A 16,565-nucleotide genomic window follows, 5' to 3' on the forward strand; every position below is an offset into this window, starting at 1 on the left:
ATAGTTTTATCTATCATAATTTTTAACTGGCTTCACTGCTTTTGCAGGTCGTAATTTATTCAACCAACTAAGTGGAAATCGTTTTAACTATTTCAGACTACTTTTCAGGCTTTTTCTCAAACCTAGATTGGGCGCAAATCAAGGTGTTGTTGGTGTATCTATCTATTCCTATTTCAAGTGGTATTATTGGCTGGGCTACTAACTGGATGGCTCTCTTAATGACTTTTTATCCCCTTGAATATATAGGAATTAAACCTTTTGGTTGGCAGGGAATTATTCCATCAAAAGCACAAAAAATGGCTACCAAATCAGTAGAAATGCTGACCTCCAAACTCTTGCGTATAGAAGAACGCTTCGAACAACTAGACCCTATTATTGTTGCTCGTCAGATGCAACCAGAGTTAGAAACTCTTAGTGTAAAGATTATCAATGAAGCCATGGAAGCACAAGCAGGTGTAATTTGGAAAAACACTCCTATACCTATAAAAAAACAAATTTATCAGCGTGCAAAAGATGAAATTCCTAATGCAGTAGTAGATATTATGCTTGAGGTAAATGGACAAATTGACAAATTATTAGACCTCAAACGTATTGCTATCGAAACTCTAATGGCTGACAAACAGCTTGTTAATGAAATATTTTTGCGTTGTGGAGACAAAGAATTTAAGTTTATTGAAGTCTCAGGTTTTTGGTTTGGTGGGCTTTTTGGGTTGGCTCAGATGGTTCTTTCCTATAATTTCCCTTCTGGTTCTTGGTTTATTCTTCCAGGGTGTGGTTTGATAGTGGGTTATTTGACAAATGTTTTAGCTTTAAAACTGATTTTTGAACCTTTAGAACCTATCAATATTTTGGGTATTTATAAATTTCAAGGTTTATTTCTCAAAAGACAGAAAGAAGTAGCTAGAGAATACGCAAAAGTAATCACAGAAAAAATATTACCTACTGAAGTGATGACAGAGTATTTGGTAAGAGGACCAGCATCAGATAGACTTGCTATAATCATAAATAAAGAAGTTAGTAATTTGGTTGATGATGTAGTAGAAGATATGGCTGGTGCATCTCGTCCTATTTTTACGCTTGTAGCAGGAAAGCGAATGGATATTGCCAAAAATATTATAATGTTTCATTTTATGAGAGAACTTCCTATTGTTGTCAAACAAACAGAAGATTATGCAGAAGAAGCTCTAAACTTGGAAAATACACTAGCAGAACGAATGGGTAATCTTTCTTTTAAAGAATTTGAGGAGTTTTTACGCCCTGTTTTTCAAGAAGATGAATGGATTTTGATTTTGGTAGGTGCAGTTTTGGGAATGTTTGCAGGAATATTGCAATTTATAGTGATGTGGTACTTCGGTTTAGCTTAAAAATTGTAAAATTAATTTAAAAATCAACATGAGTGCTATCCTAAAAAAATTGTGATTTTTGCTTAATTTGGAGTAAACAATGCCTTAAAATAGAATTAACATAAAAAAAATCATTTTTTTTAGTTTGATTGCAACCTTTTTGCTGTTTTTTGGGTCATGATAATAAAGGGAATTTAATATAATTTTATTTAGGTCATATTATTTGACATAATATACTTAATTTCATAAAATAACTTTTCCATTTTGATTATTATACACTCATTTATCTCAAAATTGTACTCTCATGAAAGCCCACAATATTCCATTTATCTTGATGATTATCTTGATGCTTGGAGCAGGAATTACAGCCTGTCAAAAAATTAGTCCAAAAGAAAAAACTTCTCAAGGGAGTTTATTAGTTCGTACTGCAACTATTCAAGTAATTGATGAAAATAGTACAGAACAAGAGGATAAATTTTGTGGTTATAGAGTAGCTTTTTTATTGAAAGATGGAACATACATTTTACCTACCAACCTAAATAGCTTTCTAAAAGAACCTTCTCACAACCAAGTCATAAATATTACCTATCGCTCAAAAGATAGTAAAATTATAGATTGTACAAATGCAAAAAGTGTTTATTTGAGTCATGTGGATATTCCTTCTCTTTCAGATTTAGACTGAAATTTAGCTCAAAAAATATATATAAGAAAAGCCTAGGATAATGAAAAATTATGCTAGGCTTTTTTGTTGTTTGGATTTTCTATATCATCATACAAAAAAATCACTTCCTTATTTTCAAAAGAAGTGATTCAGATTGCTTTTTTACTTTGCAAGTCAAATTATTTTTTAATTATTCACTACTTCAATAGCCATAATTTTGATAGGGTTCTTTTCGCCTACATACGCTTCACAAACAGCTATGCCATCATAACGATTATCTTCTTGAGTATATTGAAAAGAAACTTTTAATCTCATGTTATCTTTTATTTCCATATTTTCAATATCAGCTTTTACATATTCATCCAAAGAATAAGGCTGTAAATAGACGTTTGAGCCATCATTAAACCAAAAGTTATCCCAAACTCCCACTCCACAAATTACTTCTTCGACAGTTATTTCAGCGACATTGATAGTTTCACATTCGCCAACTCCACAATAAAGAGGATCTCCATACCCTTCTTCACAACCCTCTTGACATTGAAAAGCTGAAAAAGCAAGTAGGATTCCTAGCGCAAAGACATAAAAAGGAAAATTAATAGAAAATGCCGTTTTAGCAGAACCAATAATTTCTTGTTTTGAGTTTAAATTTAATTTTGACATAATTATAAAAGTTAAATTGTAATAGAATTTTTATTGTAATAGAATTTTTTGAGTAATTTATTCTTGTTGGATTTATTCTCTATACGTAAACTCTTTATAATTTGTGGCAAAAATTATCTATTTTTTTTTACTCTATTGTCACAAAAATCTTATAAATAAGAAAAGGCAACCACAAATGTGATTACCTTTAATTTACTCTATATCCCCTTTACAGATATAAAACTTAATCTTCCTTCTTACGGAAGAAGGAAGCCATTTGTTGCAATATTTTCAATCTTTTTCTATTTTTTTGTTAAAAATGAAAATATAAAAGACGAAATTCTATTAAAAACAAGTAGCTATCCTATTTAAAAACAGTATATTTCATCATTATTTAATGATAAAACATAAAATATCTTATAAATTTCTATCTTTTGTTTTCTCTGATAGAAATATTTTTAATTAATACGAAAATTGATTTTTCTTTGCTGCAAATACAACTATTTATTTTCAACAGAATGTGTAAACCCTAAGAGTATTTAAAGCCCTTAGGGTTTTTTGTAATACTATACAGTAACAAATGTTTTTGCATTACGCTTTCTTTCTCCTTCGTTCAAATAAATTTTACGAATACGAAGAGATTCTGGAGTAAGTTCTACATACTCATCAGCTTGGATATATTCTAATGCTTCTTCTAAAGAGAATTTTACAGGAGGAGCTATTTTGTTTTTACTATCCGTACCCGAAGAACGCATGTTTGTTAATTGTTTCGTTTTTGTGATATTCACAACAAGATCATTTCCACGAGTATGCTCACCAACAACTTGACCTTCATAAATTGCTTCATTCTGATCAACAAAGAAAATACCTTTATCTTGTAATTTGTTTATACTATAAGGAATAGCATTTCCAAGTTCCATAGAAATGAGTGAACCACTCTGACGACCTTTGATTTCTCCTTTGAAAGGCTCAAATGCTTTGAAACGATGATACATAATTGCCTCTCCTGCTGTTGCTGTAAGAAGTTGGTTACGAAGACCAATGATTCCACGAGAAGGCATCTCAAATTTTAAGATAGTGCGATCGTCTTTCGGATTCATCTCTAATAAATCACCCTTTCTTTGAGTAACTAATTCAATCGCTTTTCCAGAAAGATTATCAGGAATATCAATCGTTAATTCTTCAATCGGCTCACATTTTTTACCATCAATATGCTTGATAATTACTTGAGGCTGACCTACTTGAAGCTCGTATCCTTCACGACGCATCGTTTCGATAAGAACTGACAAGTGAAGAACACCACGACCAAATACATTGAATGAATCTGCTGATTCTGTTGGCTCAACACGAAGTGCTAGATTTTTTTCTAATTCTTTTTCTAAACGCTCTTTGATATGACGAGAAGTAACAAATTTACCTTCTTTACCATAAAAAGGAGAGTTATTGATAGTAAATACCATCGACATTGTAGGCTCATCAATAGAAATTGGAGGCAATGCTTCTGGCTCATCTCTATCTGCAACAGTATCTCCGATTTCAAAATCTTCTAATCCTACAATCGCACAAATATCTCCTGCTTGTATTTCTTCTACCTTACGTTTTCCTAATCCTTCAAAAACGTATAATTCCTTTACTTTATTCTTTTTAATTGTTCCATCACGCTTCATCAATGAAACTGTCTGATTTACATTTAGTGTTCCACGAACCAAACGACCAACAGCGATACGTCCGATATAAGTAGAATAATCCAAAGATGTAATTTGAAGTTGAGTAGTTCCTTCTTCGATTTCTGGAGCAGGAATCGTTTCCATGATAGCATCCAAAAGTGGAACAATACTATCAGTTGGTTGTTCCCAATCTGTACTCATCCAGTTATTTTTGGCAGAACCAAAGATAGTTGGGAAGTCTAATTGGTCTTCTGTTGCCCCCAAAGAGAACATTAAGTCAAATACTTGATCTTGAACTTCATTTGGCTTACAGTTCAATTTATCTACTTTATTTACAACTACAATAGGTTTCAAACCTAAGTTGATTGCTTTTTGAAGTACAAAACGAGTTTGAGGCATAGCACCTTCAAACGCATCAACCAACAAAAGCACACCATCAGCCATGTTTAAAACACGTTCTACTTCACCACCAAAATCGGCGTGACCTGGAGTATCTATGATATTAATTTTTGTTCCTTTGTAGTCAATAGAAACGTTTTTAGCTAAAATTGTAATTCCACGTTCACGCTCAATGTCGTTGTTATCCATAATAAGTTCGCCTGGACGTTCGTGTTCTTTAAACAAATTTCCAGTAACGAGCATTTTATCAACAAGAGTAGTCTTGCCGTGGTCAACGTGAGCAATAATAGCGATATTTCTAATAGACTGCATAAGGTAGTAAAAACTAATGTAAAAGGCTTGAGAGTATTTTTATAATTATTTAACAAATTCTAAATCAATTTTTCAGAAAAAACTAAAAATGCTTAAATCGCTATTTTTATTTATTCTATTGATTCATAGTGAGTTACGAATTGTTTTTTTTCTTAGTGGTGCAAAATTACGTAATTTATTTTATAAAACAACAGTTTATAGGATTAATAATTCATTACTAATCTGCTTTTTGAATCTTTTTAAACAAAATTAAAATTCAAAATTCATTCTTTTTTATCTCTTGCCTACTTATCTCAAGTGTTTATACGTTGAGTTTAATTGGGTTTTCTGTGATTTTATAGAATTTTATTGGGTTGAAAAATAATTTTATTTTTTCTAAAAAAATAATCCTTTTAGCAATTTACTTATATTTTGTGGCTTATTATTGTAGTAATTTCAAATTTATAATCAATGCTACACCTATCAAAAAATTAGAAGCAAACTTTCTCACAAATTCATTAAAATTATCAGACTAGGATTCAATAAATCTATTCCTTTTGAAATAAATTAATTTAATTTGAATTTTTTTCAAAAAAAATAAGTTGAGTATTTATGACAAGCAAAATAAGGATTTTAATTTTGTTAAGATTTGAAAATCAATAATTTAGGATAAAAAAAAGCTCTAAATTTCAAAATCAAAAAGCTAAAAATGCCTTTCAAATGAGTTAGACAAAGAAAAAAGATGATGTTTTTTAAGAAAAAATTAAAATTCTATTTGCAGATATAAAAAAAAGGCGTACCTTTGCATCGCATTAAGGGAAAACAAACACACAAAAATGGTTTGAAATTCTTTAAAAAAGCAAAGCAAAATTGTTCAATATTAATAAGAACAATTAAAAATGCTCCGTTCGTCTAGCGGTTAGGACGCCAGGTTTTCATCCTGGTAGCAGGGGTTCGATTCCCCTACGGAGTACAACATCATAACCTTATGGTAAATCATAATAGATTATTTTTTGGTTATAAAGTTAAAGTAGAAATTTTAGAGTGAAAAAATGCTCCGTTCGTCTAGCGGTTAGGACGCCAGGTTTTCATCCTGGTAGCAGGGGTTCGATTCCCCTACGGAGTACAAAAAGCCTATTCAACATTTGAATAGGCTTTTTTTTGTGTTCTTTTTTTTTATTTTTTTTCTAAATTGTTACTTATAGTCCACAAAAATTCATTTTTGCAATATGGAAATACAATCTAAAATAGGAAATCGTATCAAAGAACTTAGAGAAATTAAAGGTATTTCTCAAAAAAATTTGGCTTATGATTCTGATTTATATAGAAGTTATGTTGCAAGTGTAGAAAGTGGTAAAAGAAATATTTCTATTAAGATTGGAAACTTTTCCTAAGTCTCCAACATTATTCTGTACAAAAAAATAAATCAAATGCTTTTCAATTTCTTGAGTTTGATTGTTTTCTAATAAACTATTGATAAGATTTTTATTAATACTACCCTTCATATTTTTTCTATTATCCCAAATTCATTGTCTTTTTTAAAAATCACAATAGCAAATTTACGATTTACATTTTACAATCACACCTCAAACTTCCCTGTTTTTTCACGCCATTGCATAATAAGCTCAAATGTATTTGTAGATTTTTGGTAATCCATATAGCCATAAAAATTATCGAAGCTTGCCCCCAAAACACTATTTAAAGCTACTTTATCTTTGTCTGTTGGCTCATCAGGCAAAAATGCTTTCAAATCTTCTAAGTGATACATATCTTCTACTGTTTTAACATCCTCTATATTCCATCTCTTACAGAAAAGTTCATAGCCATTTATATCATTTTCAGGTGTTTTGTCAAACTTATTCATAATCAATAATATTTTTGGTGAGTTCAATATTTTTTAAATTCTCAAAAGAGGAAACCCTTTTTATATACTTTAAAATACGGATTGTTAGAAAATAAAGTTTAAAAAAACAAAAAATACTTAAAACTTCCTCTTTGAATCCTTTTTAGTAAAACAGAAAAAATACAGTCAAATCCGTTAAATAGCTTTATCAATCATTAAGTAAATACAAAATAATTTGTTTTCTGAATAGGTTTATTAAAAATGGAATTAAAATAGACTAACTTTGTAGATTGAATTAAATAATCGCTCGTGAGGACACCATAGCCGTAAGGCTATTAACGAATTTTGATTTTTACTCCATTAGGAGTTTCATATTGGTAGTAAAAACGATGAAATTATATCTCATTTACTCCGTAGGAGTTTTATATTGGTAACATTTTGTATTAAAAATTCTACCAATATAAAGTTCCTAACGGAACAGAATACAATTTTACCTTTTATTTTGCTACCAATATAAAGTTCCTACGGAACAGAAAGACAAATAAATTTTTAACCTTACAGCTATGGTGAGGACACGAGCTAATCTACTTTATAGTTTTATGAGATTTTTATTTGTTATACTATTTATTTTTTTAGGATTTTCTTCTCAAAATTCTTTTGCCCAAAAATCAACTAATGGAGCAACTAACAAAACCATAGAAAAAAAACCAACTTTAGAGACTATTGAAGATACCACTCAAGCTGTATCAAGGGTAGAGCTTTTACAAGCTGGTGTTTTGGAAGGCGCTGTCTTACCAAATGGTGAAAAAATACGTATTCTTAAAAAAGACGAACGTGGACAAGTTCAGTTTAAGCAAAAAAATACGGTTATGTATGCTGATAGTGTTTTTCAATATATTGATAGAAATCAAATTGAGGCGTTTGGAAATATTCGTTTTGTGGAACAAGATAGCCTTACGCTTGTTGGCGATACATTATATTATGATGGTTATACCAAAATAGCAAAAGTAAGAGGAAATGTAGTGATGCAAGACCAAGAAAAAACGGTCAGAACACGAAAATTAAATTATGACCTCAAAACAAAAACGGCTAATTATTTTGAAGGAGGAACGGTTACTGACAAAACTTCACGACTGACAAGTGATAGAGGTTCTTATAATACCAATTCTAGGGTGGCTACTTTTAATGGAAATGTACAGGCTTTGAGTCCAGACCAACAATTAATTGCTGAATCAGTAGTTTATAATACACAAACAAAAACTATATTTTTTGACTCAGAAGGAAAAATAATTAATAAAGACGGAACAATCAATGCAGTAAAGGGAACTCAAATCAATGCTCAAACAGGCATTTTGAAAACGGCAGAAGGAGCAAATGTACCCACTCGTATCGAAAATAGAGAATATATTATTTCGGCAAATTTTATCGATTATGATAACCTGACTGAAAAAGGAGTGTTTAAAGAAAATGTCCAACTTTTTTACAAAAAAGAAAAAATTACCATTTTTGGAGATGAAGCCTATTATGATGGAATAAAAAGCCGTTTGGATGCTTATGGCGATGCTCTTTTGGTAAAACCTTTCAAAAATGATACACTTTATATTTCGGCTGATACATTGATTGCAGTAAATGATACCATAACTGAACAGCGTTTGTATGGATATCGAAATGTCAAGATTTACAAAAGAGACATTCAAGGAATTTGTGATTCTTTGAATTATGATTTGAAGGATTCGATTATTTATTTTAATGATGACCCTGTTTTGTGGAATACTTCAAATCAACTTTCAGGAACAAAAATTAAAGCAAAATTAAGAGATAATACTGTTGATTCTTTGACAATTACAGACAAAGCCTTTGTTATTTCGGCTGATGTTTTTGGACAATTCAATCAAATAAAAGGACGGGATTTACTGGCTGTTTTTGATAGTGGTTATATCAAACGAGTAAATGTCGATGGAAATGGCGAGAGTATTTATTTTATTTTGGATGAACAAAAAGATAAAGAAACGCTCTTAAAAGGAATGAATTATATAAAATGCAGTAATATCATTATGAAATTTATTGCAGATAATGAACTGGAAGAAATTTTATTTTTACAACAACCCGAAGGACAAGTAATTCCTCCTCAACTTATAACAAAGAAAAACTCTGAACTTAATAATTTTGAATGGCGCATCGAAGAAAAACCGACTTATAATAAAATTATGCAAGGAAGAAGTACCGAAGAAGCAGCCAAAAACACCTATAAAGTAAAAGATGTAGATGGAAATAGAATTATTGATAGTGAATTTTTTGGTGTTTATTTGAGTGAAGACAAACAAAAACTAACCTACTACAATCCAAAATTACCAGCTAGAAATCTTGAAAATGAATTTTTCTTATATGTCTATCCTCAAAATAAAAAAGATTTACCAGAAGAGTTTAGATTATATGGCTATGTAGTTATTCCATTTTACAATATGGATACAGAAATCTATAAACCAAATCAACCTTTCTATTATACCCAAGAATTGCCAAAATTCAAGATTAAAAAAATCACGACAGGACAAAAAATAAAACCACAAATAGTCGAAGAAACTGGAGAAATAATCAAAAAACGTAATACTATTAAAGAGTGGAAAGAAACATACGAATTTTAGATTACGGATTACGGAAGAGTTGTATTTTGAGAAAGATGTTTTATAAGAAGATTTATATTTTATATTCTCTTTAAACTCTTTATTCCTCTGTGGTTTAAATGTATTTTGCATTTACTTCTAACTTCATAAATTTGACTTCTTACTTTATTTTTAAAACAATATTGATTTTAATTCCTTTGATTGATTGAACATTTATATTTTAACTAAAATACCCTCATTTTTTATGAATATCAAAGACGCAAAAGTAATCTTGACAGGTGGAAGTACAGGAATTGGCTATGAAACAGCTAAACTTTTAAAAGAACAAGGAGCAGATGTTTTTATATGTGCTAGACATGCAAAAGACGTACAAAAGGCTATTTCAGAATTAGGAATAAAAGGAACAACGGCTGATGTTTCGAATGAAGTTGATGTAAAGAATCTCTTCGAAAAAGCTCTTCAAGAAATGGGAGGAATTAATGTTGTTATCAATAATGCAGGAATTGGAAATTTTAATGCACTTGTAGATACTTCAGTAGAAGATTTTACCAAAGTTTGGGAAGTAAATGTAAAAGGTGCATTTATGGTGGGAAAAGAAGCAGCCAAACATTTCCAAAAAGAAAATACAGGTAATATTATCAATATTGCTTCTACGGCTTCTCAAAAAGGTTTTGCAAACGGAACAGCTTATTGTTCTAGTAAATTTGCATTAGCTGCCATGACAGAATGTTGGCGTGCAGAACTTCGTAAATACAATGTCAGAGTTATGCAAGTCAATCCTAGTGAAGTAGTTACACCATTTTTTGATAAATTAGGAGCAAAACAAGACAAAGCCAATCCAACAAAATTACAAGGAAGTGAAATTGCTCACACTATATCTTCTCTTCTTTCTATGAATGATGTCGGTTTTATTACTGATGCAACTGTTTGGGCTACAAATCCAAAGTAGGAATTAGAGAATAGAAATTAGGAAATGGGCAAACACAAACTCCCTAAAACTCAAAAGAGTTTTAGGGAATTTTGCATTTAACTATATTGACATTTCGTGATTTTGATAGAATTTTCTTAGGTTTGTAACTATATAACATTGAATACAAATACACGGCTACAAGCCGAATACATATTGCTCACTCGGCGAGGGCAATCTTGTGAGGGACAGCAGGGGAGAAAAATATTAAAAAAAACTTTTTTTATGAAAAATGGCATATGAATTTAGATAATTTCAAAATACAGATTAGAAAAATAACTGATTTTTCGGAAAAAGAATGTTCTATGTTTGCTCCACATTTAAAACATAAAACAGTACAAAAAGGAGAATTTTTATTGAAAGAAGGACAAAAGGTAAATGAAATTGCTTTTGTTGAAAAAGGTGTTTTGCGCTTGTTTTATTCATCTGACGAGAAAGAAATCAATAGTCACTTTTTCTTAAAAAATGATTATGCTGTTTCATATTTAGATTTTTTGAAAGGAACTTCAAGTAGATATTATATTCAAGCCTTAGAAGATTGTGAATTAATTACATTTAACTCCCAATCTTTGCAAATTGCCTATCAAGAATCTAAAAACTGGGAAAGGTTTGGAAGAATTATTGCTGAGAGTGTATATGCGACAGCTACAAATCGTTTTGAGTCTTTCTTATTTTTGTCAGCCAAAGAAAGATATTTACAAATGCTAAAAGATTATCCTCTATTTATCCAAAAAATACCACTCTATCATTTAGCTTCTTACTTAGGAATTGAAAGAGAGAGTTTGAGCCGAATTCGAAAAGAAATTGCAAACTAAATTTCGATTGTAACATACATCAATTTTTTTCAAAGCATAGCTCCATACTTTTGTAGTGTAATTATTATTCACTCTTAAAGTATTTTTTTATGCAACAGACAAAAACGGCAATCTATATTCTATTAGCAATTATTTTTTCTTTTTCTCTAACATCTTGTGGTACATCTAGTCAAATAATTATTCCGACAAGTGAAAAACTTCCAAACTTAGAAGATAATTATCCTATTATATGGCAAGGAAGTGGAGAATCATATATTTATGTTGATGGAAAATATCAAAGAAATCAATCAAATGATTATACTTTTGAAGTTGTGCAACGACGATATGGCAACTCATGGAAATCGGTCAAAAATATGCACCGTATTCATCCAAATTATGATGGGAAAGCTGGAAAAAGAGAACAAACGATGTTCTTTGGAATTGACTTTTCAGCTAATCAAACCCAAATCATTTCTACTATAAATTCATCATTAGGAAATGGAACAGGCAAATCTGACAATGAATTTAGAGAACAAATGATGACATTTTCTTTAGATGGAATTAGTGCCTTTGCACCCTATAATACAATGAGAATTACCCAACATTACAAATATGAAGAAGGTATTTTATTAGAAACAGTTGAGTTATTTAAACTTAAAGATGGAGATGAAATTCCGTTTGTTAAAATTGAAGAGAAAGCAACTATTTTTCGCCCTACAAAATTGGACACAGCACCTACAAAATTTAAATAGTATTTAGAAATCTACCCCTAAGCTCTCAAAGAATCTTAGGGGTTGTAACACCATTTTTTGATAAAGTAGGTATGAATCAAGAGAAAACTAACCCAACAAAACTACAAGGAACTAAAATTGCTTATACTATCTCTTCTTTCTATGAATGATGTCGGTTTTATTACTGATGCAACTGTTTGGATTACAAATCCTAAGTAAGTTATAAATGATAATTATTATACTGAGATAATTGGTAGTGCAGTAAAATTGTGTTTGATAACAAGAAGAGTTTTTTATTATAAACGAAATCTTTTATTTTAACCATTGACAAAAATGAAAAAACACAATTTTACTGCACAACCCATTTAAGACACACACAATGTATAATAGCAATTTGGGAGAAATAGCGAAACAGTTTTGGTTTTAATTAAGTATCTTGCCATTCGAAAGTTAAGTGCATTTAATCTGTAACTGCTCTTATTAACAACATTGTAGTCAATTAAAAAGAAAATTATTAAAAATTCAATGTCAGTTTGTAGAAGCCTTGATAAAGTATAGTAGAAAATGAGCAACCATGTACCCATATCATCATCCAACAAATCCATTGTGGTTCTCCCTTTTGTTAATATGAGTGCTGACCTTGAGAACGAATACTTCAGTGATGGCATTACTGAAGAAATAATCAATGCACTAACCACAGTGAAAGGCTTAAAAGTCATTGCTCGCACATCTTCTTTTGCATTTAAGAATAAAAATATAGACGTGCGAACCATTGGTAAGCAGTTAGGAGTAAGTACAGTTTTGGAGGGAAGCGTTCGGAAAGCCAAAAACAGGGTTCGCATTACAGCGCAATTAATCAGTACTAACGACGGTACTCACTTTTGGTCAAGGAATTTCGATCGGGATTTGGAAGACATATTTGCACTACAAGATGAAGTCAGTTTACTCATTGCTGACCAGATTCGAGAAAATTTTGGTCACCTCAATATTCAAAAACATTTAATTGAACCTCCAACTAAAAATATGGAGGCTTACGACCTGTATCTTAAAGGTCGTTATCAGCATTTAATGTGGGATGGTGAAGGAATTGCGAATGCAATAGAACTTTATGAGCAATGTGTAGTGATAGATCCCTCATTTGCTTTGCCTTACTTTGGTTTGGCGTATTGTTATGCCATGGCTGGATCTTGGGGAAATAATCAAGGCTTGTTGCAGATGTCAGAAGAGAAGCTCAGTAAAGGTTTTAAGCTGGACAAACAATCCTATGTAGGGAGTTTTAGTAAAGCAACATTGTCCTTTTGGGGCAAATGGGATTTCATCAATGGGCATAAATTTTTTCAAAAAGCAATAGAACTTAATCCATCCTATACGGAAGCAGAAGAAGGTTTATGCGAATTATATACAGCAGTAGGTTATTTCAAAAAAGCGCACTGGCATACTGATAATATTTTAAAAATAAATCCTTTATCTCCGAATCATTATTTTACCAAAGCAAATATTCATTATTTAAGTGAGGATTACACAAAAGCATTGGAGTGTATAGAAACCTCATTGAGCATCAACCCCAATTTCACACATTCCATTGCGTTAAAACAACTGTGCTTAATTCTTACCAAAGATTATGAAAATCTAAATGACTTCTTGAGTCAAACCCCTTTAGCTGAGCGACCAGAAGAATGTAGAGTGTTATACAAATTAGTCAATTCTGAAGATAAAATCGACATTGATATCAGCAGGGTTAGTTTAATGATAAAAGAAGATTCTGGAGGAACACTTTTTCCTTGGCAACTTTTTTTATTGGTTCATTTGGACAAACACGAAATGGCATTGGACTTTTTGGAAGAAAACATCAAGATGCATACTGGTCAAATCATAAACTTTATGAATATTCCACTGCTTAAACCTCTATATCAGTATAAGAGGTTTCAGGATTTAGTACAAGCTGCTTTCCGATTAGAACTATTGCCATCTAATCCCAAAATAAAAATACAAACCACCTCTACTAAAGCATTAATGTCAGATATTGAAATCAATATTGCATTAGATGTTTTAGAAAAAGGAATGCAGGAAGAAAAATGGTTTCAGAACCCATCTTTATCTTTACGAGAGTTAGCCGAAAGCGTGAATATTAGCAGTAACAAGCTTTCTTGGTTGCTGAATGAACAAATTGGTCAAAACTTCAATGAATATATCAATAGTTTCCGTGTGGAAAACTTCAAAGAGAATGCCCTAAATCCTGCCAATAGCCATCTTACTCTTTTAGCATTAGCTTATGAAAGTGGTTTTAGTTCTAAATCGGTATTCAATGCCTACTTTAAAAAAAACCAAGGGATGACACCAAAAGCTTGGTTGAGGGCTAATCAAATTTAAGACTGTTTAAAAAGTCCTAAATCTCACTATTAAGTGCATAATTATAATTCAGAACGATTCACCTTCCTTTATACCCCATCTTTGTATTATCAAATCGATAAAGCAGAGTACATAATCATCGGATGATGACTTCTCCCCTTGAACTAAAAATAATGGGAGGTTCTTTGTAGAACTTACTTTTTTATTAAAAAATTATTATTATGAAAAATTTATTTGCAATTCTTTTATTTTTTTGCACGTTTAGTGCTTTTGCTCAAACTGACTCAACAGTAGTTAAAGAAACCGAAGTGGATCACAAGTGGAGGGTAGTTATGCCTTATATTGTTCCTGATGAGCTTATCTTTGGTTGGGGCAAACGAACAAGTACTCAAATGGTAGAGTTACATGTTAAACGCAACCTAGATAATAAGAATATCATTGGGGTAAAGTTTGTCACCTGGCGATTATTTCAACCAATGGGAATCACTTGGTGGGATGGTGTTGTCGATAAAATAGACTCTGGAACTGAATATTACGATGGATATTTAAGGGAAACAGGAATTGGCATCACGTACCAACGTATGCTTTGGAAAGGGTTATTTACTTCTATTGAAGTCGTTCCACAAATTCAAACCTACACGGATTTAGACGGTAATAAAATTAAAAATGGATTTAAAGTTTATAACTCGCTTCATTTGGGCTACCATGTTGCATTTGGGAAGAAAAAACGATTTTTCATTGAACCTCAGGTTCATTGCAACCAGTGGATGTTTGACAACAATTCTCCTGAAGGGTTTAAGGAGTTTGACGATAAATATGGAAACGTCTTTCTTTTTGAGCCAAATCTTTACTTGGGGTGGAAGTTTTAAATTTAGTTCTGACAAGCCAAGGCTAAGAATCCTTGACTTGTCAGAAATGATTAAATTTATAACCGTACAAATTTATTACCTTAAACCTTAGTTTAAACTTTGTACTTAATTACATTTGAAATGAAATATTACACACTTCTATTTTTACTTATCGTATCAATTTTGATTGTAAATCAACATACAATTGCACAAACAACTGAGTCCCAAACAGAGCAATTTCAAAATCGAATAGTGGATTCCATATATTCTAAAACTTTAAGTGAAAGCCGTAGCTTTTGGGTAAAATTGCCTGATAATTACAAGCCAGATAGTGAAGAAAAATATGCTGTGATTTATCTTATGGATGGATTTTCACTAGAAAGCACTTTGGAAGCTGTTTATGGCAATTATTGGGGGCATTACCTACCACATATGATACTTGTTGGGGTTTCTAATAAAACAAATAGAACAAGAGATTTAACTACTTCGCAGATAAAAATGAGACGTGGTAGTGCATTTGATAGTGAAACTGGAGGTGCAGAAACCTTTACTAAATTTATGGAAGATGAACTCATCCCATATATTGATAGTAAGTATCCAACTATGCCCTATCGGACATTAATTGGTCATTCCTATGCAGGTCAGTTTACTATAAATATGTTGGTTAATCATAAACATCTCTTTCAAAACTATATTGCTATAGATCCAAGTTTGGATTGGGATGACCAAAAATTATTAAAACAAGCTAAAGAAAAATTAAAAACGGAAGATTATAGTGGAAAATCGCTTTTTGTTTCACTTGCTGCAGAGATGTTACATATGCAAAATGAAAAGATAAATATAGATAATATCATGGAGGATTCTTCAGAATATACTTTGTTTCCACGTTCAATCATTGAGTTTTCAAATTATACTAAATCTCAAAAACAGAATGGATTAAACTTTTCATGGAAGGTTTATAATGAAGATTTACATGGTACAGTTCCGTTACCATCAATGAGAGATGGGCTTATATTTCTTTTTGAATGGTATCAGTTCAAATCTCCACAAAAATATAATAATCCAGAAACACCTATAGAAGAATTGGTTTCTCTATTGAAGGAGCAGGAACAAATCTATACCGAGCATTTTGGTGTTCCCACTGCACCAATGATAGACGAAATGTTAAATGGCTATGGCTACATGAATATGCAAATGGGACAACCTAAAAAAGCGTTCATGTTTTTTGAAATGAATATTAAGTACAATCCAACAAGTGCAAATGCTTATGATTCGATGGCTGAGTATTATGAATCTCAAAACGATAAAGAAAATGCCTTAAAATACTTAAATAAGGCATTTGAATTAAGTGGTAACGATTACTATAAAGAAAGAATTGAAGCCCTAAATAAAAAATAACAAAAGGCTAACAA

The 16,565-nt window shown here is 31.2% G+C and carries 13 protein-coding genes and 2 tRNA genes; 12 read left to right on the forward strand and 3 right to left on the reverse strand.

What is annotated here, in order from left to right:
* Positions 1-71 precede the first annotated feature (71 nt).
* Both ACE193_RS03005 and ACE193_RS03010 read left to right on the forward strand, forming a co-directional pair.
* Positions 72-1,364: a hypothetical protein gene (locus tag ACE193_RS03005; RefSeq protein WP_375561540.1), complete on the forward strand. Its 1,293-nt coding sequence runs from the start codon at positions 72-74 to the stop codon at positions 1,362-1,364.
* 283 nt (positions 1,365-1,647) lie between these two features.
* Complete coding sequence (locus tag ACE193_RS03010; protein ID WP_375561541.1) at positions 1,648-2,025, forward strand: hypothetical protein; 378 nt, start codon at positions 1,648-1,650, stop codon at positions 2,023-2,025.
* Between the two features lie 165 nt (positions 2,026-2,190).
* On the opposite strand, the gene ACE193_RS03015 is transcribed toward ACE193_RS03010, so the two are convergent.
* Together ACE193_RS03015 and typA are read right to left on the reverse strand one after the other, a co-directional pair.
* Positions 2,191-2,664: a hypothetical protein gene (locus ACE193_RS03015; protein ID WP_375561542.1), complete on the reverse strand. Its 474-nt coding sequence runs from the start codon at positions 2,662-2,664 to the stop codon at positions 2,191-2,193.
* A 545-nt stretch (positions 2,665-3,209) separates the two neighbouring features.
* On the reverse strand, positions 3,210-5,021 hold the full coding sequence (typA, locus tag ACE193_RS03020) for a translational GTPase TypA (protein WP_375561543.1): 1,812 nt from the start codon (positions 5,019-5,021) through the stop codon (positions 3,210-3,212).
* 880 nt (positions 5,022-5,901) lie between these two features.
* Here typA and ACE193_RS03025 point away from each other — a divergent pair.
* The 3 genes from ACE193_RS03025 (at position 5,902) to ACE193_RS03035 (ending at position 6,394) form a co-directional block, all read left to right on the forward strand.
* Positions 5,902-5,973, forward strand: a tRNA-Glu gene (locus ACE193_RS03025).
* Positions 5,974-6,054: 81 nt separating this feature from the next.
* A tRNA-Glu gene (locus ACE193_RS03030) sits at positions 6,055-6,126 on the forward strand.
* Between the two features lie 103 nt (positions 6,127-6,229).
* Positions 6,230-6,394, forward strand: coding sequence for a helix-turn-helix transcriptional regulator (locus tag ACE193_RS03035; RefSeq protein ID WP_375561544.1), 165 nt, complete (start codon positions 6,230-6,232; stop codon positions 6,392-6,394).
* A 185-nt stretch (positions 6,395-6,579) separates the two neighbouring features.
* Here ACE193_RS03035 and ACE193_RS03040 read toward each other — a convergent pair whose 3' ends face one another.
* The gene (locus tag ACE193_RS03040) at positions 6,580-6,864 is read right to left on the reverse strand and encodes a hypothetical protein (protein WP_375561545.1); all 285 of its coding nucleotides are present in this window, start codon (positions 6,862-6,864) and stop codon (positions 6,580-6,582) included.
* Between the two features lie 578 nt (positions 6,865-7,442).
* Between ACE193_RS03040 and ACE193_RS03045 the strand changes: the two genes are divergently transcribed.
* The 7 genes from ACE193_RS03045 to ACE193_RS03075 all read left to right on the forward strand — a co-directional run bounded on the left by ACE193_RS03045 (position 7,443) and on the right by ACE193_RS03075 (position 16,551).
* Positions 7,443-9,485 carry an OstA-like protein gene (locus ACE193_RS03045; protein ID WP_375561546.1) on the forward strand — a complete coding sequence of 681 codons (2,043 nt, stop codon included), beginning with the start codon at positions 7,443-7,445 and terminating at the stop codon, positions 9,483-9,485.
* Between the two features lie 223 nt (positions 9,486-9,708).
* Positions 9,709-10,413 carry an SDR family oxidoreductase gene (locus ACE193_RS03050; protein ID WP_375561547.1) on the forward strand — a complete coding sequence of 235 codons (705 nt, stop codon included), beginning with the start codon at positions 9,709-9,711 and terminating at the stop codon, positions 10,411-10,413.
* A 257-nt stretch (positions 10,414-10,670) separates the two neighbouring features.
* Positions 10,671-11,246 carry a Crp/Fnr family transcriptional regulator gene (locus ACE193_RS03055; RefSeq protein WP_375561548.1) on the forward strand — a complete coding sequence of 192 codons (576 nt, stop codon included), beginning with the start codon at positions 10,671-10,673 and terminating at the stop codon, positions 11,244-11,246.
* Positions 11,247-11,335: 89 nt separating this feature from the next.
* Positions 11,336-11,977, forward strand: a complete 642-nt coding sequence (locus tag ACE193_RS03060) for a hypothetical protein (protein WP_375561549.1) — start codon at positions 11,336-11,338, stop codon at positions 11,975-11,977.
* 543 nt (positions 11,978-12,520) lie between these two features.
* Complete coding sequence (locus ACE193_RS03065) at positions 12,521-14,326, forward strand: helix-turn-helix domain-containing protein (protein WP_375561550.1); 1,806 nt, start codon at positions 12,521-12,523, stop codon at positions 14,324-14,326.
* 200 nt (positions 14,327-14,526) lie between these two features.
* A complete protein-coding gene (locus ACE193_RS03070; protein ID WP_375561551.1) occupies positions 14,527-15,174 on the forward strand; it encodes a hypothetical protein in 648 nt (215 codons plus the stop codon).
* Positions 15,175-15,294: 120 nt separating this feature from the next.
* Positions 15,295-16,551: an alpha/beta hydrolase-fold protein gene (locus ACE193_RS03075; RefSeq protein WP_375561552.1), complete on the forward strand. Its 1,257-nt coding sequence runs from the start codon at positions 15,295-15,297 to the stop codon at positions 16,549-16,551.
* Positions 16,552-16,565 lie beyond the last annotated feature (14 nt).

This window comes from Bernardetia aquimarina (genome assembly GCF_042180575.1).
In the GTDB taxonomy this organism is placed as follows: Bacteria; Bacteroidota; Bacteroidia; order Cytophagales; family Bernardetiaceae; genus Bernardetia.